This window comes from Clostridium weizhouense, assembly GCF_019431045.1.
GTDB classification, from domain to species: Bacteria; Bacillota; Clostridia; order Clostridiales; family Clostridiaceae; genus Clostridium; species Clostridium weizhouense.
This window is the reverse complement of sequence record NZ_JAHXPT010000003.1, coordinates 59,784-83,753: the sequence shown is the minus strand read 5'-3', so window position 1 is coordinate 83,753 and position 23,970 is coordinate 59,784. Positions and strand designations below refer to the sequence as shown.

Sequence of the window (23,970 nt, the reverse complement as noted above, 5' to 3'; positions counted from 1 at the left end):
CACTTAATATTCGTTATTTATTTTTATTTATAATATTATTTATGTCATTTTATATATAATTATATATTATTTAATAGTTATTATATCAGTACTTTAATATAAAATATATATTTAAATATCTAATCTAAATATATTGTAGAATAAATTTTTTATTTTTAATAAAGTTCGTAATATTATATAAGTAAAATTATAATTATATCTAAAACTTATTTTCTGTATTAACCTTAATTAATATACTTAATTGCTTATTATTATAAAGAATGTTTTAAACTATTTAGATAATAGTAAATTTATTTTATTAATGGAATTAAATTGATATAATTAAATAGAAATAAAATCTATTATGCAAGGAGATACTATATGAAAAATTTCAAAAAGTATATTCTATTTATATTAATAATTATTTTAGCAATTTTTTTGCTATATTACTTTCATCCTAAAAACACAACTCTTGGTAATATTTTCTCTGTTCATTGTGATAAAGAAAATATAAACAAACTTTATATTAGAGGTATTAATTCTAGAACTGAAAATTATATTGAAGATAAAAATCAGATAGAAAGTATTTTATCTAATCTTTCCAATGTAGAACTTATTGAATATTCTGGAGATACATCAAAAAATAGAACTAAAGGTTCTTATGAAATATGTATTTATGAAAGTGGTAAAAATAATTTATATATTTATACGCTTGGTAAAGAGTACTTAATTATTTATAATGATAGTGATTTTTATAAAACATATAAAGTACTTAATAATAGTTTTAATCGTAAATATATGGAGAAAATAACTTCAGAATAATAAAAAAAAGTTTGTAAGTTCAAGTTAAAAACAAAACTTTTTTAGAACTTAGAAACTTTTTTTATACTAAAATATTAATACTATTTTGAAACATCTTTTTTATCTATAAATACGATTTATACATCAACAATGTTTCTAACCCATTTTTTCTGTTTATATCTTTTAGTTCCTAAAATAAATTTATATATTTCTTCTGCTAAAACTAATACATATACCCAATATATAGGTAGGCTAAATACTATTCCACCTAAATATGTTAATGGTATCCCTATAAACCATACTCCTGTAAAATCTAAAAATAGTGCAGCTTTAGTATCTCCTCCACTTCTTAATATTCCTGTAATATTTACTATATTAAACATTTTAAATGGCAAATATAATATAAACACTATTAAGCATTTACTAATATCCATTGCTACTAAGTCTGTTACAGTAAATAATTTAATTAATGGCCATCTGCTAAAAAAGCATATTACTCCTACTATTATTGTAAATATAAATTGCAATGTAATAAGATATTTTGCATGTTCTTCTGCTTTTTTTAATTTATTTGCTCCTAATTCATTTCCTAATATAACAGATGTAGCTGCACTAATCCCTTGGAACATAACAAATGTTATTTGCTCTACTGTTTGTGTTATTGTAATAGCTGCAACCGCTCCGTCTCCCATTCTTCCATATACTAAAGAATACATAGTAACACCTAATCCCCATATAAATTCATTTGCAATTACTGGTGATACAGTAATAAAGAACATCTTTATAAATTGTTTATCAAAATTTATAAGTTCTTTTAGTTTTGCGGCAGCTGGACCTTCATTTAAATATACAACTAATAAAATAGATATACATTCAAAACTTCTAGCAACTAATGTTGCAATCGCAGCTCCTCTAACCCCTAATGCTGATACTCCAAAATGTCCAAATATTAATATATAATTTAATATTACATTAATACTGATTGAAAATAAACTTATTACAACAGGTGCTTTTACTTTGTTTACAGCTCTCAAAAGCGATATATATGCATTTGTCACTGCTGTTAATGGATAGCTAAGTGCAACTATTGATAAATACGCTGCTCCTGTTCCTATTGTAGCTCCACTTGGTGTAAAAATTCTCATAACCATTTTAGGACATATTAAACTAGGAACAACAAATATAATTGAACCTACTAACCCAATAATTAAAGACATTCCTAAAACTCTTCTTATATTAAAGATGTCTTTTTTTCCCCAATATTGAGCAGTTAATATTGAAGAACCACTTACAATTCCAAATAATAATAATGTAAATACAAAAAATACTTTATTAGCAAGTCCTACAGCTGCAATGGTACTTTCCCCTAATTGTCCAATCATCATAGTATCTACAAGATTTAAAGTCGTATTAAGCAAAGCTTGCAACATTACTGGAATCGCAATTGCCATAGTTTTAGTAATAAATGCTTTATCTTTTATAATATTATTTAAATGTTTTGTAACTGTCATTATTCCTCCCCCTTTATCGTACGTAGTTAAATTTTAATTTCTTTAATTCCATGTAACATACTATCATAAAATACTTATTTTTTCTAATTAACTTAGTATATTTATGATATTTTATTTAAGGCACATGAAATAAATATATGTATTAATATTATCCGGTTAGAATCATATATAATAATTTTTATATATAAGTTCCTCGCATAATAAAAAGAAGCTATCTCAAAAACATATTTATGTATTTGAGATAGCTTCTATGTTATATATATTTTTTATTTATGTACTTTATCTAACAATCAATACAATTATTATTTTACAAATTCTATATTTCCCTTACCAAGTTTAGCTATTCTTGCTAAAGAATATACATCATACCCTTTTTCTTTTAATAATTGAGGACCTGGTTGGAATGATTTTTCTATTACAATTCCGATTCCTCCAACTTTTGCTCCTGCTCCTTCAACTAATCTAGCTGCACCTAAAGCAGCTTCACCATTAGCTAAAAAGTCGTCTATTATTAATATATTATCATCTTCATTTATGTATTTTTTTTGCAGTGTTAATTCATAATTCATATCTTTAGTGAATGAATGTACTGTTGTTTGATATACATCGCCTTTTAATATTTTAGAACTTTGCTTCTTTAATATAACCATAGGTAAATTCATTTGCATTGCCGTCATAACAGATGGCGCTATACCTGAACTTTCTATTGTAAATATTTTCGTTATTTTATGTGCTTCAAAATACTTTTTAAAATATGTTCCCATTTCATACATTAAATCTGGATCTACTTGATGATTTAAAAATGAATCAACCTTTAATACATTTTCTGATAATGCTTTTCCTTCTTCTAATATACGTTTATGTAAACTTTCCATCTTTCTATTCTACCTCACTTTTTTCTTCTTTTAATATTAAATTTAAAATTAAAGCTACAATTGTTCCTGTTGAAATTCCTGATGCAAATAACATTTTTAATCCTTCAGGTAGTTGTCCTATAAATTCTGGTCTAAATGTAATTCCAACACCTAATCCAAGCGACGTTGCAACTATTAATAAATTACGATTATTTAACTTTACTTTGCTTAAAGTTTTTATTCCTGATGCTGCTACAGTACCAAACATAACTATACCAACTCCACCTAACACAGGTTGTGGCATTATATTTATAAGAGCTGCAAATTTAGGGAAAAATCCTAAAATCATCAACATAATTCCTGCCATTACAGCAACATGTCTACTAGCTACTTTAGTCAAAGGTATTAATCCAACATTTTGACTAAACGAAGTATTAGGAAATGTTCCAAGTATACCTGCTAGCATACTTCCAACACCATCTGATAAAACACCAGCACCAATTTTCTTATCATCCATATTAGTTCTTGAAACTTCTCCTATTGCTTTTAAACACCCAACGGTTCCTATAGTAGCAACACAATATGCAGGTATAAATGGTACTACTACTTTCCAATCAAAAACTACTCCATATGAAAATATTTTAGGAAATGATAAAAAACTTGCTTCTTTAACTGAAGTCATATCTATCATTCCAAAAGGAATACATACAATATAACCTACTATCATTCCAATTAAAATAGAAGCACTACTTACTAGTCCTTTTCCATATCTGTTTAAAATCAAAGTAACAAGTAGTACAACCATTGCTATTGCAATATTAATCAAGCTTCCATATTGAGGTGATCCAACCCCTCCTGCTGCCCAATCCATAGATACCGGAAGTAATGTTAGCCCTATTAAAGACACAACAGTACCTGTAACTAATGGTGGAAATAGCTTCATTAATGGTCTTATAAGAAAACTTAAAATCACTTCTACAAATGCTCCTAATATTGTTGCACCTAATATCCCTGGAAGTCCAAAAACACTTCCAATAGCTATTGAAGGGGCTACAAATGTAAAATCTGTTCCCATTATACATGCCACTCTAGCTCCAACCGGGCCTATTCCCCTTGATTGAATGAATGTAGCTAAACCTGCTGATAAAATTGTTGCACTCATAAGTGCTGTAGATGTAGCTGAATCAAATCCTAACACACTCGAAATAACTAATGGTACTACGATAATTCCTCCAAATGCTGCAAATATATTTTGTAAACCTAATAAAATTTGCATAGTTAAGCTTGGCTTATCATCAATGCCATAAAGTAATTGTATATCATCTTCATCTTTTACATGGATTTTATTATTTAATCCATATTCTTCGCTTTTAGTTAATTGCATATTTTTTATCCCCCTTTGTAACTGTATACTCATACTTAAGACATCGTAATTATTGATAAATACCTCTAATACTTTATAAGGAACAAAATAGCTATGCTAAACTTTTAACTTTTGTAATTTATTAAAGAATAAAAAAAACACCTCAATTATAAAAATTGAGGTGTTGCATTTCTAGATAAATAATTACATCTAAAATTATAACAATACCCCGTAGTCTGCTAATTTACGGCTAGCAGGTAGAAACTTTCCAACCATATTATCGGAAATATACGAGTCTTTTGTATGGTTGTTGAAATTATATCACATAAAAATTATTTATTCAAACATATAATTTTTTTTATAATTTTTATATATAAATATTATGTTTAATATTTATTATTCAATATTTCTATAGTTTTTTTATCAGTTTTAATTATTTCTATAATATAATTATCTTATTTTTGTTAAAATTATTCTCTAAGATAAAATAATTTCAATAATCTACGATTTAGATTTTAAATTATAATTTATATTTCTAAAATAACATTGATTGTCTTTTATACCTAAAAATTCCCAAAACATTTTATGCTTTTTAGCTTCATTATTAAAATCTTTTTCTATATCTCTTTCATTACTTTTTATATCTTTTAAAAGCAAACTTAAATTATACTTTTTCCAAATTCCATAATCATAATCCATATAACCCAACACTCTATTACATCCTGATATTTGAATATCAGGTCCTCCAAGATCTCTTTCTATATTTCTTATTGTATTGGCATTTTTACCTGGATCTAATATTATAAAATAACCATAATCAAAATTACTTCTAATTAGTCTTCCATATATTTGTTTAAGTTTTATACATAATTGTGGGTAATTAACATCCTGATATTTTCTATTCTCATAAGTAGTTATCGCCTTTAAAATAGGATATTCTATACTTCGATTAGGAAGTTTATCAAGCATTACGCAAGTTAATCCTTCTCCAGCCACATCTATCCCCTCAAAAAAACCTTGCCCTCCTAAGACTATAACTATTCTATTTTTATCATTTAAAGCTGGAATAGCCTTTCTATTAGTATGAACTTCTATTTTAGTACCCCTAGTTAATAAATCCAATTCTTCAAATACCTCTTGTTTTCTTTGATTACTATTAAATAATACAAGAATATGTCCATTTAACTTTTTAGCTGTATTAAATATAAATTCACCAATATTCTTTATATAATTTGGACTATCATATGAGCCAATATCATTTAATGCAAATATTTTAGTTCTTTGCTTCAAATTAAATGTTGGAGGAATTATAAAATCTTTTGAATTTTCCTGACCTAAATGTTTTTTTATCTTTTCAAAAGAGTTTTCTATTCTTAATGTTGCTGATACAAAAGTAGTACTTTTAACTTCTTTTAACATATGCTCATTAACTAATTCTCCTACATTTAAAGGTATATTCCTTATTATAAACCCATTGTAATCTACTTCTATTTCAAGTTCTTTTGCATAAAATGTGCTCTTTTCTAAAAATTTATCACATATATCAAAAGTATCTTTTATCTTTTTTATGTATTCTGATAAATTTTTATAATCCTTATCACCATTAGTTTCATCTTCTAGTGTAATATTTTTAACATAATCATTTAAAACCTTATATAATCTATATATACTTTCTTTTAAATTTGATATTTGCATAGATAAAGCTTCCATTGAAGCTTTTAATTCCTCTCTAGGTAAGAAGAACTCTGTTACAAAATTATATTTTCCTTCAACAAGATTCATTCTTCTAAATTCATTTATTAAAATAAATATATTAGTATTAATATCTTCTACTAAATATTTTAATTTATCTAATTCTATAGTTTCTCTATATCCAAATTCAGCATTTAAATTTCTAAGTTGCATATAAATACTCGGATGTCCTTTTTCTATTTGATTTAATAATTCTATAAAATCAAAAGATGAAAATTCTTCACAAAAGAAATCATAACATTTCTCCATAAGATTATGTGCCTCATCAATTATTAAATGATTTATCTTTTTCTTTTCAGAATAAGGATAACATGCTAGTAGAGAATGATTGATTACTGTTATATTTTCATTTGGTAGTTCATTATATCTTTTTCTTAGATAACAGGGTTTTGCACATTTATCTAAATTACATGAATCATTATCACAGTTTATTAACTTTAAATATTTTTCAATTTCATAATGATTATATGCCCAAAAACTTATATTTTCTATATCTCCGTGTTTTCCTTCTGCACATAATCTTCTTAAAAATAAATCTGTAAGATTTCCTTCTTTACTCTCCTTTAGTTGATCACATTTATTTAATCTATCTATACAAATATAGTTGCCTTTACCTTTCATGGCTCCATAGTTCAATTTTCCATATAGACCTAACTTTTTAAGTAACATTGGTATATCTTTATCAATAAGCTGATTTTGAAGTTCTTTTGTATTGGTTGAAATAAAGTAACTTGCATCATTTAATTTTTTATTTTTCTTATTTATATACGCTTTTGTTAATGCTATAAGTAAATATGCAAATGTTTTTCCACTACCTGTTGGTGCCTCTATAAATATTCTTTCTTCGTTTTCAATGTTTTCTCTTATCTTTTTTGAAAAATTCTTCTGATCTTCCCTATACTGATATCCAAAATCTCCACCATTATTCCATATATCTTCATTTATCAATAACTCTTCAAACTTATCATAATCTATTTTTATCTTATTTAATTTAATTTCATCTTTTTTCTCTTCTTCATAATTTACATATGAATATTCCTCCGGATTAAATAAAATTGGTTTTAACAGGTGTTCTTTCCAGTTCCAAGATTTTAAAAATTCATATTCTTTATTAATAATATTATATAATGACTTTTTAGATTTTGTATTTTCTTCCCTAACCCATTGTCTACAAAGAAGTGCATTTACAACTTTTAAAGTATCTATTGAATCTTCAAGACCTCTATGAAGTTCGTTTTTATCTAAATTAGTTACATTTTTAATTAAATAATCTAAATTATATTCTTTTCTCCAAGGTTCTAAAATAGTTGCAAGTTCCATAGAATCCATTATTTTATTTTTAATTTTGGGAATATGATATGATAAAAACTTCTTTTCAAAACCTCCATTATGACATATTAATGGTAAATCTTCTAAAAATTCTACTACTTCATTTTTTATCTCTTCTAAGCTTCTAGCATTTAATAAATCATCTTCATTTAAACCAACACAAAGCTTATATATACTTATAGGAACTCTTTCTTTTGGCTTTATAAGAGTATTATACGTTGTAATAAAAGAATCTTTAATTTTAACGGCACCAATTTCTATTATCTCACAACTTTCTTCATCTAATCCTGTAGTTTCAATGTCTAAATATATTACATTGTTTAAAATACTATTCAAATTGTTTATCATTTTCTGCTCCTATTTGTTAACTTAATTATAAAATTTATTTTATTGAATCATATATATCATAAATTTTCCATACAAGTTGCTTACTATACTGTGAGTAATAATATTTATACATATTTTAAGATCTATATTAATTAGCACACTTTATTATAACTCATCTCTTTTAGATATATATTAGAATTATATCATACTAAAAATTTTCCCAAAATAAATATAATTATAATAAAAAACCTCTAGAAACAATATATTGATTGCCTCTAGAGGTTTCCAAAATAATAAATCTACTTTACTATATTTAGCATCAAACTATATTATCAAATTATTTATTTAATAATATTTTATTTCTTATTAACTAAGCATTCTCTTTAATATTTTTTACTTTTAAAGTTAAAATAATAAACAATTGTTTGCAATTTCAGATATAAATTAAATGCCTATAAAGTATAAACTTCTAGGTCGAAAATAATATTTATCTAATGCAAAAATTTTTGTTTGATATATTATATAAAAAGTTTAAAATTTATTATCTTTTGAAAGGAATAAGTTTAAAGTTTATATTCTAAATGTAGATGTTTTCATTTAGAACAAGATTACCATTGGTTATTAGTAGCAGTTTTTTTATGTCTTTTACTTGCTTCTGCGATATCATAATTTTGTTGTCCTGATGTCCAATCATTACATACTGCTGATTTTTTTGAAGTTGTCTTTGCTTCTTGGTTTTGATTCTTAGTTCTATGACAACAATTTAAATTTCCATTATTCATAAGAAACACTTCCTCTCTTCACAAATAGATTGTGTAAAATATTTTTGAAGAAATTTTACTTAAGAAAAACTAGTTGTTGAATATTAACATTTAAATCAAATTAAAAATCAGCAATATAATATACTTTCTCAGGTTAAATAAATAATTTTATATTATTTATTTTTATTAATTAGAATCAGATCGTTTTCCTGCAACATCATTAAATCCTTTAACATGATAATTTTCAGTTAAAGGATTGGATGCTAAATCTTCCATTGAATGATCTGAAGCCATTCCAATTTCATGATATCCTTCTCCATTATAACGCTTGACATTCTTTTCTTCTTCACTACAACATCTTTTAGGTCTATACATATTAAACACATCCTTTCTACAGTAGTATTTTGTGTAGAAAATAGAGTTTTATTCGCATAAACCCTTACTAATATATTACATAAAATAAAGCTTCCTTTATTATATTTCTTTAATTAAACTATAAGAATGAATTAGTATTATTTCCAATTAAAAAACTAAGTTTTATTAATATATCTAATTATAATAATAAAAAATATGAGCACAATAATAATATGTTCATGATATATTATGTTCATGTAAAACTTATTTTAAAGGAGGTACTTTACAATGGTGCATAAAGAATATCACTCAAGAGAACATTCACACAATGGTAGTATATTAAAATGGTTTGGAAGGATGGTATTGGTTGCAATTGTTTTATCAATAACATCATTTCTAACTCCTGGTTTTTCTATTAGTGGGTTATGGTCAGTATTACTAGCAGCAGTTGTAATAAGTGTTTTAGACTACGTAATAGAATTATTGATGGGTGTTGATGCATCTCCTTTTGGAAAAGGTATCAAAGGATTCTTTGTTGCTGCTATAATAATATATTTGACTCAATTTTTGGTTCCTAATATGAGTGTATCTATAATGGGAGCTATATTATCAGCAATAGTTATTGGTGTACTGGATGCTATATTTCCTACTAGAACAATGTAAAATTCTTTAATATATAAATAGGTAACTTTGATTTATTCAATGTTGCCTATTTTTAAATTTAATCAAGTTTATTATTTATTTTATTTATATTCTTAAGATTAGAATATCCTACAAAACTTAAAACTATACTTGGTATAACAAAAAATATATACAATAAAAAATAACTTCTTCTACTAGTGGTAATATTTTTAAAATTTATTTTCTAATTCATTCAATACTTCTAAAAACATATTATACATTTCTACCTGATTATCTTCTCTCCATAATACAGTAATTCCATAAATAGTTACCCAGCTTAAATAACAAAACAATGCTAAAGGACTAAAATTTTTAATATATTTAATAGAATAAGCAAAAACTCCACTTGCCGTTAAATTAGCTAAAAGTGATGCTTCAATACCACATCCACCACTTAAATATGATCCAAGTTTTGTTTTAATATGAATCTTTTCCATAACAATATTTAAATTTTTCTCATCTTCATACCACTTTTTCACCTTTCCATACATTATATATAAAGTATGATTTCTATCATCTGTCATTTTAAGTAGAACTTTAAATGTAGACTTATATTTTTTTACTATATCAGGAGTATAAATATTATAATCTTTAGTAAGTTTTTTACTATTAATTTTTTTAGTGCTTGAATTTAAAATTTTCAATACACTTGCCTCCAAAATTGCTAAATAAGTTCTAAATATCTATTAGATGTTATAGGAAATCTCAATAACATTAATACAAATAATACATCGTATATATAATTCTTAAATAAATTAAAATCTAATAAGTTAAATGAAAAACTTTATTTATATTATAAAATATTCATTTAATTAATAAATATTGCAAAAATAATAACTGTATTTAAAAATTTATGTTTCTAAATACAGTTATTATTTTCATCTTAGCTTTATAATATATTGAAAACTTATTTAAAGTCTTTTAAAAGTGCCGCAAATGGATTATCATTAAATTCTTCTGCTTCTTTTTTCATTTTTTTCATTATATTATTAACTTCTCTTTTATCTACTTTTCCTGTTTTACTAAATCTCTTTTTAAATTGAGATGCTTTTTCTCTAAAATTACAATTAGCTCCCGGACAAACATATATTTGACCTTCTCCATGTCCTCTTAATTCTAATTTTTTCTTACATTCTGGACATCTAGCATTTGTGATTCTTGATACACTTTCTCTATAACCACATTCTCTATCTTGGCATACGTTCATTACACCATTTTTTCCTTTAACTTCTAACATGTATTTACCACACTGAGGACATTTTTTACCTGTCATATTATCATGAACATATTTATCATTACTAAATTTAACATCTTGAACTAATGCAGTTGCATAGTTTCTCATATTTGAAATGAAATTATGTACATTTTCTTTACCTTTACTTATATCATCTAATGATTTTTCCCATTTAGCTGTAAGAAGTGGTGATTTTAAATCTTTAGGAACTAAATCTATAAGTTGCTTACCTTTAGAAGTTGGATATATATCCTTACCTTTTTTCTCTATTACAAATGAATTAAATAGTTTTTCAATGATATCAGCTCTTGTTGCAACTGTTCCAAGTCCACCTGTTTCTCCTAATGTTTTTGCAGATTCTTTATCTACTTTAATATATTTTTGAGGATTTTCCATAGCAGAAAGTAATGTACCTTCATTAAACCTTGCTGGTGCTTTAGTTTTATGATTTTTAATCTCTAAAGAGTTTATCTTTAAGGTATCCCCCTTTGATAAGTTAGGAAGTACTTGTTCTTTTAATGTACCTTCTTCATTTATCTCTTCAATATCATTTTCTCTATCATAAACCATCTTCCAACCTTTAGATTTTATAACTTTTCCTTTAGCTCTAAAATTCTCATTTCCTACTTTAATATTAACTGAAGTTTGAATATATTCAAAAGGTGGTAATAATACACTTAAGAATCTTTTTATAACTAAGTCATATATATTTTTTTCTTCTTTGCTAAGCATACCTAAAGATACTTTTTGTTCTGTTGGAATTATAGCATGATGGTCTGACACCTTAGAATCATCAACAAAACTTTTATTTGCATGTATATTCCCCTTTAAGATTTGACTTGCAGCAGCCATATAATTACCTACTGAAATTGCTTTTAATCTTTCTTTTAAAGTTGGAACTATATCTTTTGTAATATATCTTGAATCCGTTCTTGGATATGTTAAAATTTTATAATTTTCATAAAGTCTTTGCATTATTGATAATGTTTGTTTTGCTGAATATCCAAATATTCTATTTGCATCTCTTTGAAGCTCTGTTAAATCATATAAAGCTGGAGCATATTGTTTCTTATTACTTTGAGTTATTTCAGAAACTTCTCCATCTTTTCCTCTTAAACTTGTTACTATTTTTTTAGCTATTTCTTCATTAAAAGTTCTATTACTATTATCATTATTTACCCATTCCATAGATAAATTATTATTTTTAGCTATTATAGTATAATAATCCTTAGGTTTAAAATTCCTTATTTCTTCTTCTCTTTGAACAATCATGGCTAAAGTTGGTGATTGAACTCTTCCTGCTGATAATTGAGCATTATATTTGCAAGTTAATGCTCTTGTTACATTAAGTCCAACAAGCCAATCTGCTTCTGCTCTTCCTTGGGCTGCCTTATATAAATTATCATAAGCAGAACCTGGCTTTAAATTCTTAAATCCATCTAAAATTGCTTTATCTGTTTGAGATGATATCCATAATCTTTTTAAAGGTTTTTTAAACCCTACCTTATCTATAATCCATCTTGCAACAAGTTCTCCCTCTCTTCCAGAGTCTGTTGCAATAACTAATTCACTAATATCATTTCTAAGCATTTGCTTTTTAACTTCACTAAATTGCTTTCCTGTCTTTTTAATAACTGTAAGCTTCATATTTTTAGGCAACATAGGAAGTGTTTCCATGCTCCATTTTTTATATTTATCTCCATATCCTTCAGGATCAAGTAATGTAACTAAATGACCTAATGCCCATGTAACTACATAGTTATTTCCTTCTATATATCCACCTTTATTTTGATTACATTTTAATACTCTCGCTAAATCTCTACCCACTGAAGGCTTTTCAGCTAATACAAGAATTTTACTCATTCTTTTCTCCTTTTCTCAAAAGAACTTTTCTAATAATATTTTTAAATATTCTATAATATAAAATATAAATTTAAAAAAGTTCTATTTTTGCATTGTACAGTTTATTATAGCATAATAAACATATGCATCAAAAACTTTATTTAAGACCAATTTTAAATCTTGCTAAATTATAAACTAGATTTCATAAACCGAATAATATAAAGCTGCCTCAAATACTTAAAAATTCTTTTGAGACAGCCCATTTATATTTTATATTATTTTAATTTTTCAATATTCTCATCTTCAGTTAATATATAAGCTATTTTATTGAATATAGCATCGATTATTTCTCCTATAATTAGAATTACAAATAATGTTGGATAATTAAAACCTATATAAATAATTAAACCTAAACCTATAAATATCAAAATAAGTACTATAACTATTAATCCAAATTCAGATTTATTTTCACATTCTATGTTATCTAATAAATTAGTAATTTTTTCAGTATAAAAATACGAAAAAACTCTTTCTATTATGAATGCAACCCAAAATATATTTGAAGACTTATTATAAGCATATATATATGTTGCTATAAGTATTAAGTATACAATTAACGGAATGTATATAAAAAATTTATTTTTTTCTTTATTCATTTTATATCTTCCTCTTATAATTATTTAAAATGTACAGTAAAATAGTGAAATAACTATATATCAAATAGATTTTTATATTCTAAACATATATAATAAAAATCTATCCTATATATTTACCGTTTTTATAATAATATTTATTAATATACTTTAATATTCTTCAATATATTAAAATTATTAATGCAACATGATACATTCTATCCTTGAGTAAACGTAAATATAGATGTTATCTTAAGTAAATCTAATAATATTAATATGTTTATAAAGATTAAAATTCCACAAAAAGTAAATTCCAATTGACTGTTTGTCTTTATTTTTCCTATAGAGAACCTCTTTTTACTAATTGGATAAAACCATGGTAATCCCCCTATAGTAAAACTATCTAAGAGTAAATGTGACATTATTCCTAAAAACAAACCTTTATTAAAACTAATTCCAAACTTATTTAATATAAAAATATCTGCTATAAAATACAAAATCAAATAAAGTAGTGGCGAATGAAATAACTTTCTATGACCAGCTAATTTGTTTATAACTCTTGATACTGGTTTAGCTTTGTTTCCAATATAACTGCTTCTATGATCAATATCAGGAAGTAGACTACCAAGCATTGAACCCCCTATAAAAATAGCCGTATGTAATAATTCAACATTATGTATTTGAGAAGTTATGTAAAGGCTTGCTAAAATTCCTCCATTTATATGAGTTTTATAATTCATTTTTTGTACTCCTATTTCTCTTTTGTTTAGACTCATGAATTAAATTTAAATGAGCCTTAAATTTTATCATATCGTATATTATACTATATATTCACTATTTAACCAAAATTTTAATTATTATATATAAAAGAAACTGTTAAAATAATATAAAGTATTAAAGCATAAAAAATACCCTATAAAATAATCTATATTCTATAGGGTATTTCTTAAATTTAGTTATTTTTAAGTTAATATTTATATTTAATGATTTAATTCTGTCTATCAAATTTATATAATATCATTTTACAAACTATGCTTAAATTCTAATTTAATTATGTAGATATTTAAGCAGCTTATCCTTATTAATGTTAAACTCTTTTTTATCAATTAAACAAGTCTATATATTTTATATTATCTTAAAATACTTCCTAAGCTTCTAACATTCTTAAAACTTCTTTAACAGCCTTTTTCGCCTTATTTGGTAACCTATCCATAGCTTTTTCTCTTTTTTTCTCATCTTGTATTTGTGCTATTTTTAGTACTTCTTGTTGGAGACCTGGTATACTATTAAGTTCTACTACTGCCTTATTAAACTTTTCTGCAAATTTAGGATCCTGCATTTTTTGTTGAACTCTCATTATTAGTTCATAACCGTTCATTTTTTACCTCCTACAGAGTTTTCTTTTAGGCATATGAAGGAAAATAACCGATCCAAAATGCCATGATTATTTTTCATTAAGCAAGGAGGCAGATTGATCTCATAGCATACCTATTAGACAATCTGCTGACTCAGTATAATGGAAAATAGGCTTATTATATGGAATTGTTATTTTTTGATTATGCCTTATACTTTTATAGTATTCAGCTTTTTTATAAATGCTACGATTATAATAAGAGTTCTTCTAAGTTTAATTAATTGTTTCTATATCATTTTCTGAAACAGTTAGATCTAGAATATTATTTATGAATTTATTTGTTACCAAAACATTATATGTTTTTATTTAATCTATTAAAACTATTTTTGCTTATTTCTCATTAAGTCTTTAATCCCATCTGCAACAAATTCAACATTTGTTCCTACTATAACTTGAACGCTAGATTTATCTAATCTTACTACCCCTCTAGCTCCTACAGATTTCAACTTTTTATCTTCTACTAAAGCTGAATCTTTTACTTCTAATCTTAGACGTGTTGCACAATTATCAACCTTTAATATATTTTCTTTTCCTCCTAGGTACTCTATATATTTTGCATAAACATTATCATTTCCTGAATTTAAAGATTCATTTTCTGTAAATTCATCATCATCATCTTCTTCTCTACCTGGAGTTGGTAAATTTAATTTTTTTATTAATGTTAAGAATATTACAAAGTAAAGTGCACCTATTATTAATCCTATTATTAATATTAATAATGGTTTAGTTGCCAAATTAAAATTTAATGCATAATCTATAAAACCTGCTGAGAATGTAAATCCATGTAAAACCCCCATAGTATCTACTATGAAACAAGATAAACCTGTTAATAAAGCATGTGCTACTAGTAAAAATGGTGATAAGAATATAAATAAGAATTCTAATGGTTCAGTAACACCTGTTAAAAATGCTGTAAGAGCTATTGAAATAAGCATACCTGCAACTTCTTTTTTCTTTTCTTTTTTAGCCGCAAAATATATTGCAAGTGCTATAGCCGGCATACCAAACATCATTACTGGGAAGAATCCAGCCATAAAATGTCCTGCATTTGGATCTCCTTGGAAAAATCTGCTTAAATCTCCTGTAACACCATTAAATTCTCCTAATTGAAACCAGAAGAAAGAATTTAGAACATGGTGAAGTCCTATTGGAATTAATAGACGATTAAATATACCAAATAATGCAACACCTATCGCACCCATTCCTGCGATTCCAGCTGATGCACCGCTTAAAGCATTTTGGATTGAAGGCCAAATCATCCCAAGTGGTATTGCTACTATAAATGCAATCAATCCTGCCATAATTGGAACAAATCTTCTTCCTCCAAAGAATGCTAAAGAATCTGGTAATTTTACACCTCTAAATTTGTTATAAGAAAGTCCACCTATAACACCCGCAAGTATACCTCCTAAAAACGATATTTTTAAAGTTGCTGCAACTTCAGGTGTATAGTTCATACTCCAATATTGCTTAGTTACATTAGTTAACGTTAAGTAAGTTATAACTCCAGCTAATCCTGCTGCACCATTTTGGTCATCAGATAATCCAACTGAAACACCGATAGCAAATAACAATGGTAAATTATCAAACAATGCTCCACCTGCAGAAGCAAAGAAAGGTAATATTGTTTTTAAAAATGGTATAAAACTCAAAGCATTGATTACATCTGGTTGACCAATTCTAAGCATAATTCCTGCAATCGGTAAGCATGCTATAGGAAGCATTAGTGATTTACCTATACGTTGTAAAAATTTAAGCATAATATTTTTCCTCCTTAGTTTATAAAATTATTTTGTAATGTTAATGTTGTAATATAATAAAATTAATATATCAAATTATCTTTTCAATATTTTCTAATTCAGTTAATACATTTATAATTTTTTATAAAGTTTTTATAAAAAATTCTATTTTAATTAAATACTATAATATAATTAGTTATTGTAATTTTTATTTAAAATATACTTGGTAAAACATATTTTAGATTTTAAAATAAATTCTATTGCTTGAAATGTTTATTACAACATCAACACTATTGTAAAACTTAAATTTTATAGTGATTTATACTCTTTTGTATCTAATAAAGAAGCTGCTTCTTCATCTAATATTACTACCACATCATTATGAAGTTGAAGTATTGAAGCTGGCACTTCTGGAGTTATTTTTCCGTGAATTGTATCATATATAGCTTTTGCTTTTTCTTTTCCTGATGCTAAAAGCATAATCTTTTTACTTTCAAATATAGATCCTGTTCCCATTGTAATAGCTTTCTTAGGAACTTCATCTAAACTATTAAAAAATCTTGAATTTGCCATTCTAGTAGATTCTTGTAACTCTACAACATAAGTTCTTTTTTCAAAGTTTACAGTTGGTTCATTGAAACCTATATGAGCATTTCTACCTATACCTAATACTTGTATGTCTATTCCATTAGATTTTTTTATCTTTTCATCATATCTAATACATTCCTCTTCTATATTTTCAGCCATACCATTAGGTATATTAATATTTTCACGGTTAATATTTATATGATTAAATAAATTATCATCCATAAAATAATGGTAACTTTGATCATTATCTACAGGTAATTTATAATATTCATCTAAGTTAAAAGTTTTAACTTCTGAAAAATCAATTATTCTATTTTTATACATATCAATTAAATTTTTGTACATTCCAATTGGTGTACTTCCTGTTGCAAGTCCTAGTATTGAATCAGGCTTTAATGTTACTTGACTTAATATCATTTGGGCTGCTTTCTTACTCATTTCATCATAATTTTTACAAACTAATATTCTCATAATCTTACTCCTTCTAATTTAATTTATTAAATATATATTTTCCTTCTGATATTGAAAGATAACACTCCATTTTTTCATCAAATACTGCTATATCAGCATCTTTTCCTATTTCTAAACTTCCTTTTTTATCATCTATTCCTATAGACTTTGCTGGATTTAATGATGCCATATATATAGCTTCATTAATTTCTAAATTTGTATTTTCAAAGAAATTATAAACTGCCTTATTTAAAGTTAAAATACTTCCTGCTAAGTTTCCTTCTTGTAATCTAGCTGCTCCATCCTTAACATATACATCTTGTCCACCGAGATCATATTTACCATCTCTCATACATCCTGCTCTCATGCTATCTGTTATAAGAATTATTTTATCTTTTCCTTTGTTATTTAATACAAATTCAAATAAATTCTTATCTACGTGAATTTTATCTGCTATAATTTCACAATAAGTATCGCTTATAAGTGCTGCTCCTACTACCCCTGGTTCTCTATGATTTAAACCCGTCATTGCATTAAACAGATGTGTTATATTCGATACTCCAAGTTTTATAGCTTCATCTGCTTCTTTATAAGTTGCATTAGTATGACATATTGATAATTTAATATCAGTGCTTCTTTTTACTTGTTTGGTAAAATTAAACTCTTCATCTAATTCTGGAGCATATGAAATTATCTTTATAACATCTGTATATTCTTTTATAAACTCAAAACTTGGTTTTAATACATATTTTTCATTTTGTGCACCTTTATAAATAGCATTTATAAAAGGTCCTTCCATATGAGCCCCAAGTACCTTAGCACCATGATTTTCTTTATTCATAGATTCTCTTAAAACATTAAGTGCTTCATATATATCTTCCTTACTCATAGTCATAGTAGTTGGTAAAAATGATGTTACTCCATTTTTACATATTCCAGAAGCTATAGTATTAATAGATTCTATTGATTTATCCATAGTATCAGCATTACAACTACCGTGTATATGTATATCTATAAGACCTGGCGATATAATCATTCCTTTTGCATTAATAACTTCACAATTTTCAGGAACATTTTCACATATATCAATTATTTTTTTATCAAAAACTAATACTTTATTACTTAAAATTTTATCTTTCACTATTATTTTTCCATTTACTAAAGCTTTCATAGATTTTCACCCCTTCTTATAATAAAAATTTATTTTTAACTTTCGTGTAATACTATTTCATATTCATGTTTATCACTTAAAAATATTGAACTTGTATATTCCATTATTTCTTCTTTATCTGTAAAAACTACTCTATCTATTTTAAGTGCTAATGAATTTAAATCTTGATTTAAAACTTGAGATTCATATTTATTTATCATTACTGGTTTTATAACTTGTTCTGCTCTTTTAGTTTTATGATGATACCTTTCTCTATACAATTTATATAAAGAATTTTCTTTAACTAATTCTTCTGTTAAATCTTTGCACATATCTTTTAATATATAAACTATTTCTAATGCAAAAGGCTCACCATCTATATATCTAACTCTCTCAATTCTATATATTAATTCATTTTCATCTTTCGCTTTTAATCTTTCCCTTATTTTATGATTTTGAGTACTTAATTCAAATTTCAAAATTTTGTTTTTTACTTTAAATCCTTTTTGAGACATTACTTCAGTGAAGCCTAATAATTTTTGAAATTTATATTTTTTCTTTTTATAAGCTACAAAAGTTCCTTTTCCTTGCTTCCTATCTAATAAACCTTCATTTACAAGGTTTAATATAGCTTTATTTACAGTCATTCTACTAAGATCTTGAATTTTACAAATTTCCCTCTCTGGCATTAAATAATGTCCTTCCGACAGTTCTCCAGATTCTATCATTTCTCTAATAATCATAGACAATTGAATGTGTAAAGGTATATTTAAAGTTTTATCTATTTTTTGCACCACTTCACGCCCTTTGATTGGTATATGCCAATTGGTATATGCCAATTGGTCTATACCAATATAATATAGCATATCGTTTTCATAGTCAACTATTATTTTTAATTATTTTAATATTATTTATTCTTTTTAATCTTAAAAAAGAAAAATAAAAACATTTTCAAAAATCTTTTTATAAATTTATATATTTTTCTTAATATTTTTTATTATTGTATGTATTGGTTACGAAGTAACTTTTACTATTTAAAGATCTATTTCAGTTCCATTAGCTTTTTCTGTAAAACAATTAAAACGTGTAGCTAAAGGGGACTTTACAATGAATGTTGCTAAAAAATTTATGAAAAGAAAAGATGAAATAGGCGAAATTTCAAATGCAATAAATGATATGCAAAATTCATTAAAAATTTTTATTGGTAATGTAAAAGAAGAATCTAATAATATTAAAACAATAGTTAACACGATTTCACATAATATAAATGATTTAAACCAAAATATAGAAGATGTATCCTCAACTACAGAAGAATTATCAGCTGGAATGGAAGAAACTGCTGCATCGGCACAAGAAATGAGTGCAACTGCAAATGAAATAGAAAAAGCTGTTGACTCTATATCAAAAAAAGCTCAAGAAGGTGCTATAGAAGCTTCTGAAATAAATAAAAGGGCAATAGATACTAAAGTAAATGTTAATAATTTACAAGAAAAAAGTTTAAATGTTTTTTCACAAACTAAAGATAAATTAGAAATATCAATAGAGAATTCAAAAATAGTACAACAAATCACTGTATTGTCTGAATCAATAATGCAGATATCAACTCAAACAAATCTTTTAGCTTTAAATGCTGCTATAGAAGCTGGTCGTGGTTTTTCAGTTGTTGCTGATGAGATAAGAACTCTTGCAGAAGAGTGTAAAAATACAGTTATTGAAATACAAAATATAACACAAAAAGTTGTGGTATCAGTTGATGATTTATCAACTAGCTCTAATGACTTGTTAAACTTTGTCTCTAAAGATGTACAAAAAGATTATAGTACAATGTTAAATGTGGAAGGTAAATATAGCAATGATGCTGAATTTGTGAGTAACCTTGTACTAGAATTCAGCTCCACATCTGAGGAACTTTTATCTTCACTTCAACAAGTAACAGATACAATTGGACATGTATCTATGGCTTCAAATGAAGGAGCAGACAGAACCTCAAATATTGCTCAGAATGTAGCAAATATAAATGAAAAATCTAATATAATTATGGAAGAAGTAATAAAATCTAAAGAAAGTATAAAACAATTTAATAATCAAATATCAAAATTTAAAATTTAATATACATTTATTTTAATATTAAAGTTAAAATAAAATTTGATTCTAATTAGATTTTAATCAATATTATTTTAAAACATAATCAAAATTAAAAGAAATACCTAGTTTTTATCGTTAATATAAAAATAAGTATTTCTTTTATATTTATTAATATAATCCTTGTATCGTTTACAAAAGAGTGACTATTCCTATTCATCATAACTTAAATTAGTATTAATAAATGATATGATTTTATATATTCTGTATTTTTGTTTTATTGTAAACTCTTCTTCTTTATTTACTGGCTCCCAAAATTTCACCTTTATTTTTAGGTTATCATAATTTCTACTATATATTACTATTTCTCCAATTATATCATCATCTTTCATTAGGTTTATTACTTGTTCATATTCATCTTGTTTACTGTCATATAATATTTCCCCGTTAATTTCCTTAGGCAAATTATGTTTTAATATGTCAACCAGTATATTTGCTTTATTTATAATTTCTGTTTTTGTAATTTCTCTTATTTTATCTTCTATAGTTTCTATTTTTACTAATTCATCCTCAATGTTTTTCTCTAAAATATTGAGGTCATTTTTTATATCTAGTAATTCGCTTGTAACAATAGAAATTCTATTTGTTAATTCACCTTTTATCTTAATCATATTTTTAAAATTTTCTATATTATTTTTTTCTTCTTGTAAAATTAAATATAAACTATTAGTTTTTTCATCCATAAAAACACCCTACTTTTTTAATATTCTTAGGCATATAAAAGTAAATAATAGATTAAAGATACATTGTACGTTTTGTAGCAAATAAAGGAATATGTTTATACAAAACATTAGCTAAATATGGTAACGTAGTATGATATAAAATAAATAAACATACTACTTTATTGTTTTTTGAATACGCCTTACTATAAATATATATACAAAAAAGGTTTTGTATGAATTATTTTTTATATTTATTAATTTTACATAAAAAAATATATGTTTTTATTAAATTAATACATTTATAAATTTTATAGGAAATCATATATTAACATTATTCGGTTAAAAAATAAATACATATAAATTACTTACTGTAGTAGTTAAATAGAATTAAAAATGCTGAAAGTTAGCTGAAATCTAGCTTTCAGCATTTTAAAATTCACAACTATTAATAAAATTTTTATTGTATAATAAATTTTAAATTTTAAATTTAGAAATTTCTTTCTTTAGATTTTGAGCATTTTCTTTTGACTTTAATGCCTGTTCTAGGACATGCGTTGATTTATCATTAACTTGTAATATATTACTTGAAATATTTGTAGTAGCTCCAGCACCTTGACTCGAAGCTTGGGCAACTCCTTCTATAGTACTAATTACATCTTGTATTGAGGCTAAAAGTTCTTCTGAATTTGAACTAAATTCTGTTACAAGATTATCAATGAATTCGCCATCTTTACTATACTTTTCTGCCACATCTAACATATTTCTGTAGTCAGAATCCACTTCTACAGACATAAATTTTAATAATTTATTTGAACTATTTGAAAGATTATTAACTGATTCTGTCACCTTTCCTGTTATACTTTGTATTTCTATTACCGTTTCCTTTGATTGTTCTGCAAGTTTCCTTATTTCTTCAGCAACAACTGAAAATCCCTTTCCTGCTTCTCCCGCTCTGGCAGCTTCAATCGCAGCATTGAGTGCAAGAAGGTTAGTTTGTGATGTTATTTGCATTATTGACTCAGATAAAATATTTATTTCTTCAACAACTTTTGAAGATTTTATAGCCTCTTCAAGTTCTAATTTTGTATCTTTAAATATCTCATTTGTTTTTTTCTGTGAAGCTTGTACATTTATTTTTGTATTCTCTGCTCTTTTATTTATTTCCCCTGCTTTAACTGCACCATCTTGAGATTTTTGTGCAATAGAACAAATAGCTTGTTCTATTTCTTGAGATGTTGCTAACATTTCTTCAGCCGAAGCTGCTGTTTCTTCCATACTTGCAGCAAGTTCTTGTGTAGTTGATGAAACTTCCTCTATATCACAATTTAAATTTGTAACATTACCTTTTATAACATCTACAACACTCTCAATATCATCTGAGCTTTTATTAACTGTTCCAATAATACCTTTTAAATTTTGTATAAATTTATTTAAACTTTTAGCAAGATCATTTATTTCATCCTCAGAATCTACTTTTATTTCTTGAGTTAAATCTCCTCCTCTTTCTGATAAATCATTTAACTCTTCTTTTAATATATTTAAAGATCTCCTTATTGACTTAATTATAAGTCCTCCTATAACTATACTTAATGTTCCTAATAATACTATTATGATAATATTTACTTTCATAGTCTTCTCATACTGTTTGTCTCCTTCTAAGCTAGTCTCTTTAACCATTTCTTGATTTAATTTAACTAATTCTAATAAAGAAGATGAAGCTTTATTAAAAGCATCTTTTGATTCTGTAAGCATTATATTCATTGCTTCATCAGTTTTAAGTTCTCTACTTAAACTAATTACTTTCTTATTCAACTCCAAATATTTATCCCACTGTTCTACAATAATATTAAATAATTTATTATCTTCTTCAGTTTCTACAGTATTTAAATAACGTTTTAAATACTTTTGTATTTCTTCATTTTTTTCTTTCATATTTTTTTCTTTTTGTGTCATATTCTCCATATCTTTACTAACAATATGGTTATATTCCATCAATCTAAAATCTGATGTCATTGTATTTATTTCTTCTGAACATATAATTCCTGGAACAAAATTCTGTGAAATAGAAGTTGATTTTTGATTTACACTATTTAAAACCTTTATAGAATAAATACCCATAAATATAATAGTAATTACAAAAGTAAGTACTAAAAAAATTAATTTGTTTTTTATTGTTTTTAACATTTGCCTAACCCCTTACTATAAGTAAAAATTTAGATTTTTGAATTCTTATTTTAAGTTAATTAACATGTAGAATAATTTAAATACATTTATCATACTTCTAAGATTTCCAAAAAACAATTTCCAGACTATTTTCTCAATTCAAGTTTTTGTTTTTTTATATTTTTAATATTTTTAAATTAATTATAGAATATATGTATAAAAGTATAAAATAATATAAAAAA

20 protein-coding genes and 1 riboswitch are annotated in these 23,970 nt (G+C 25.2%); of the genes, 3 read left to right on the top strand and 17 right to left on the bottom strand.

Features of this window, described 5'->3' with window-relative positions:
- Positions 1-360: 360 nt before the first annotated feature.
- Complete coding sequence (locus KYD98_RS04925) at positions 361-801, top strand: hypothetical protein (RefSeq protein ID WP_219778485.1); 441 nt, start codon at positions 361-363, stop codon at positions 799-801.
- Between the two features lie 116 nt (positions 802-917).
- Here the strand turns inward: KYD98_RS04925 and KYD98_RS04920 are convergent, their stop codons facing one another.
- The 6 genes from KYD98_RS04920 to KYD98_RS04895 all read right to left on the bottom strand — a co-directional run bounded on the left by KYD98_RS04920 (position 918) and on the right by KYD98_RS04895 (position 9,052).
- Complete coding sequence (locus tag KYD98_RS04920; RefSeq protein WP_219778484.1) at positions 918-2,291, bottom strand: MATE family efflux transporter; 1,374 nt, start codon at positions 2,289-2,291, stop codon at positions 918-920.
- A 302-nt stretch (positions 2,292-2,593) separates the two neighbouring features.
- On the bottom strand, positions 2,594-3,166 hold the full coding sequence (locus KYD98_RS04915; protein WP_219778483.1) for a xanthine phosphoribosyltransferase: 573 nt from the start codon (positions 3,164-3,166) through the stop codon (positions 2,594-2,596).
- A 4-nt stretch (positions 3,167-3,170) separates the two neighbouring features.
- A complete protein-coding gene (locus KYD98_RS04910; RefSeq protein WP_219778482.1) occupies positions 3,171-4,529 on the bottom strand; it encodes a uracil-xanthine permease family protein in 1,359 nt (452 codons plus the stop codon).
- A 191-nt stretch (positions 4,530-4,720) separates the two neighbouring features.
- Positions 4,721-4,822, bottom strand: a riboswitch (purine riboswitch).
- 187 nt (positions 4,823-5,009) lie between these two features.
- The gene (locus KYD98_RS04905; protein WP_219778481.1) at positions 5,010-7,937 is read right to left on the bottom strand and encodes a helicase C-terminal domain-containing protein; all 2,928 of its coding nucleotides are present in this window, start codon (positions 7,935-7,937) and stop codon (positions 5,010-5,012) included.
- Positions 7,938-8,524: 587 nt separating this feature from the next.
- Positions 8,525-8,698, bottom strand: coding sequence for a hypothetical protein (locus tag KYD98_RS04900; protein WP_219778480.1), 174 nt, complete (start codon positions 8,696-8,698; stop codon positions 8,525-8,527).
- Between the two features lie 165 nt (positions 8,699-8,863).
- Complete coding sequence (locus tag KYD98_RS04895; protein ID WP_219778479.1) at positions 8,864-9,052, bottom strand: hypothetical protein; 189 nt, start codon at positions 9,050-9,052, stop codon at positions 8,864-8,866.
- 267 nt (positions 9,053-9,319) lie between these two features.
- Between KYD98_RS04895 and KYD98_RS04890 the strand changes: the two genes are divergently transcribed.
- Positions 9,320-9,694 carry a phage holin family protein gene (locus tag KYD98_RS04890; RefSeq protein WP_219778478.1) on the top strand — a complete coding sequence of 125 codons (375 nt, stop codon included), beginning with the start codon at positions 9,320-9,322 and terminating at the stop codon, positions 9,692-9,694.
- Positions 9,695-9,882: 188 nt separating this feature from the next.
- On the opposite strand, the gene KYD98_RS04885 is transcribed toward KYD98_RS04890, so the two are convergent.
- From KYD98_RS04885 to KYD98_RS04845, 9 genes are all read right to left on the bottom strand, one after another.
- The gene (locus KYD98_RS04885; RefSeq protein WP_258049646.1) at positions 9,883-10,356 is read right to left on the bottom strand and encodes a hypothetical protein; all 474 of its coding nucleotides are present in this window, start codon (positions 10,354-10,356) and stop codon (positions 9,883-9,885) included.
- A gap of 263 nt (positions 10,357-10,619) precedes the next feature.
- Complete coding sequence (locus KYD98_RS04880) at positions 10,620-12,809, bottom strand: DNA topoisomerase III (protein WP_219778477.1); 2,190 nt, start codon at positions 12,807-12,809, stop codon at positions 10,620-10,622.
- A gap of 254 nt (positions 12,810-13,063) precedes the next feature.
- Positions 13,064-13,444 carry a hypothetical protein gene (locus KYD98_RS04875; RefSeq protein WP_219778476.1) on the bottom strand — a complete coding sequence of 127 codons (381 nt, stop codon included), beginning with the start codon at positions 13,442-13,444 and terminating at the stop codon, positions 13,064-13,066.
- A 194-nt stretch (positions 13,445-13,638) separates the two neighbouring features.
- Positions 13,639-14,160, bottom strand: a complete 522-nt coding sequence (locus KYD98_RS04870) for a metal-dependent hydrolase (RefSeq protein WP_219778475.1) — start codon at positions 14,158-14,160, stop codon at positions 13,639-13,641.
- 407 nt (positions 14,161-14,567) lie between these two features.
- Complete coding sequence (locus tag KYD98_RS04865; RefSeq protein WP_219778474.1) at positions 14,568-14,798, bottom strand: hypothetical protein; 231 nt, start codon at positions 14,796-14,798, stop codon at positions 14,568-14,570.
- A 356-nt stretch (positions 14,799-15,154) separates the two neighbouring features.
- Positions 15,155-16,594, bottom strand: coding sequence for an N-acetylglucosamine-specific PTS transporter subunit IIBC (gene nagE / locus KYD98_RS04860; protein WP_219778473.1), 1,440 nt, complete (start codon positions 16,592-16,594; stop codon positions 15,155-15,157).
- Positions 16,595-16,882: 288 nt separating this feature from the next.
- Positions 16,883-17,632, bottom strand: coding sequence for a glucosamine-6-phosphate deaminase (gene nagB / locus KYD98_RS04855; RefSeq protein ID WP_219778472.1), 750 nt, complete (start codon positions 17,630-17,632; stop codon positions 16,883-16,885).
- Positions 17,633-17,645: 13 nt separating this feature from the next.
- On the bottom strand, positions 17,646-18,782 hold the full coding sequence (gene nagA / locus KYD98_RS04850) for an N-acetylglucosamine-6-phosphate deacetylase (RefSeq protein ID WP_219778471.1): 1,137 nt from the start codon (positions 18,780-18,782) through the stop codon (positions 17,646-17,648).
- Positions 18,783-18,817: 35 nt separating this feature from the next.
- The gene (locus KYD98_RS04845) at positions 18,818-19,555 is read right to left on the bottom strand and encodes a GntR family transcriptional regulator (RefSeq protein WP_219778470.1); all 738 of its coding nucleotides are present in this window, start codon (positions 19,553-19,555) and stop codon (positions 18,818-18,820) included.
- Between the two features lie 250 nt (positions 19,556-19,805).
- On the opposite strand from KYD98_RS04845, the gene KYD98_RS04840 reads away from it, so the two are divergent.
- On the top strand, positions 19,806-20,870 hold the full coding sequence (locus tag KYD98_RS04840; protein WP_308462438.1) for a methyl-accepting chemotaxis protein: 1,065 nt from the start codon (positions 19,806-19,808) through the stop codon (positions 20,868-20,870).
- Positions 20,871-21,055: 185 nt separating this feature from the next.
- On the opposite strand, the gene KYD98_RS04835 is transcribed toward KYD98_RS04840, so the two are convergent.
- Entirely contained in the window at positions 21,056-21,586 is a 531-nt protein-coding gene (locus KYD98_RS04835; protein WP_219778469.1) for a hypothetical protein, read from the bottom strand.
- A 453-nt stretch (positions 21,587-22,039) separates the two neighbouring features.
- A complete protein-coding gene (locus KYD98_RS04830) occupies positions 22,040-23,749 on the bottom strand; it encodes a methyl-accepting chemotaxis protein (RefSeq protein ID WP_219778468.1) in 1,710 nt (569 codons plus the stop codon).
- Positions 23,750-23,970: the final 221 nt, after the last annotated feature.

Excerpts from the sequence above, each read along its gene's own strand:
- KYD98_RS04925 (WP_219778485.1), top strand. The coding sequence starts at position 361 with ATGAAAAATTTCAAAAAGTATATTCTATTTATATTAATAATTATTTTA.
- KYD98_RS04920 (WP_219778484.1), bottom strand. The coding sequence starts at position 2,291 with ATGACAGTTACAAAACATTTAAATAATATTATAAAAGATAAAGCATTT.
- KYD98_RS04915 (WP_219778483.1), bottom strand. The coding sequence starts at position 3,166 with ATGGAAAGTTTACATAAACGTATATTAGAAGAAGGAAAAGCATTATCA.
- KYD98_RS04910 (WP_219778482.1), bottom strand. The coding sequence starts at position 4,529 with ATGCAATTAACTAAAAGCGAAGAATATGGATTAAATAATAAAATCCAT.
- KYD98_RS04905 (WP_219778481.1), bottom strand. The coding sequence starts at position 7,937 with ATGATAAACAATTTGAATAGTATTTTAAACAATGTAATATATTTAGAC.
- KYD98_RS04900 (WP_219778480.1), bottom strand. The coding sequence starts at position 8,698 with ATGAATAATGGAAATTTAAATTGTTGTCATAGAACTAAGAATCAAAAC.
- KYD98_RS04895 (WP_219778479.1), bottom strand. The coding sequence starts at position 9,052 with ATGTATAGACCTAAAAGATGTTGTAGTGAAGAAGAAAAGAATGTCAAG.
- KYD98_RS04890 (WP_219778478.1), top strand. The coding sequence starts at position 9,320 with ATGGTGCATAAAGAATATCACTCAAGAGAACATTCACACAATGGTAGT.
- KYD98_RS04880 (WP_219778477.1), bottom strand. The coding sequence starts at position 12,809 with ATGAGTAAAATTCTTGTATTAGCTGAAAAGCCTTCAGTGGGTAGAGAT.
- KYD98_RS04875 (WP_219778476.1), bottom strand. The coding sequence starts at position 13,444 with ATGAATAAAGAAAAAAATAAATTTTTTATATACATTCCGTTAATTGTA.
- KYD98_RS04870 (WP_219778475.1), bottom strand. The coding sequence starts at position 14,160 with ATGAATTATAAAACTCATATAAATGGAGGAATTTTAGCAAGCCTTTAC.
- KYD98_RS04865 (WP_219778474.1), bottom strand. The coding sequence starts at position 14,798 with ATGAACGGTTATGAACTAATAATGAGAGTTCAACAAAAAATGCAGGAT.
- nagE (WP_219778473.1), bottom strand. The coding sequence starts at position 16,594 with ATGCTTAAATTTTTACAACGTATAGGTAAATCACTAATGCTTCCTATA.
- nagB (WP_219778472.1), bottom strand. The coding sequence starts at position 17,632 with ATGAGAATATTAGTTTGTAAAAATTATGATGAAATGAGTAAGAAAGCA.
- nagA (WP_219778471.1), bottom strand. The coding sequence starts at position 18,782 with ATGAAAGCTTTAGTAAATGGAAAAATAATAGTGAAAGATAAAATTTTA.
- KYD98_RS04835 (WP_219778469.1), bottom strand. The coding sequence starts at position 21,586 with ATGGATGAAAAAACTAATAGTTTATATTTAATTTTACAAGAAGAAAAA.
- KYD98_RS04830 (WP_219778468.1), bottom strand. The coding sequence starts at position 23,749 with ATGTTAAAAACAATAAAAAACAAATTAATTTTTTTAGTACTTACTTTT.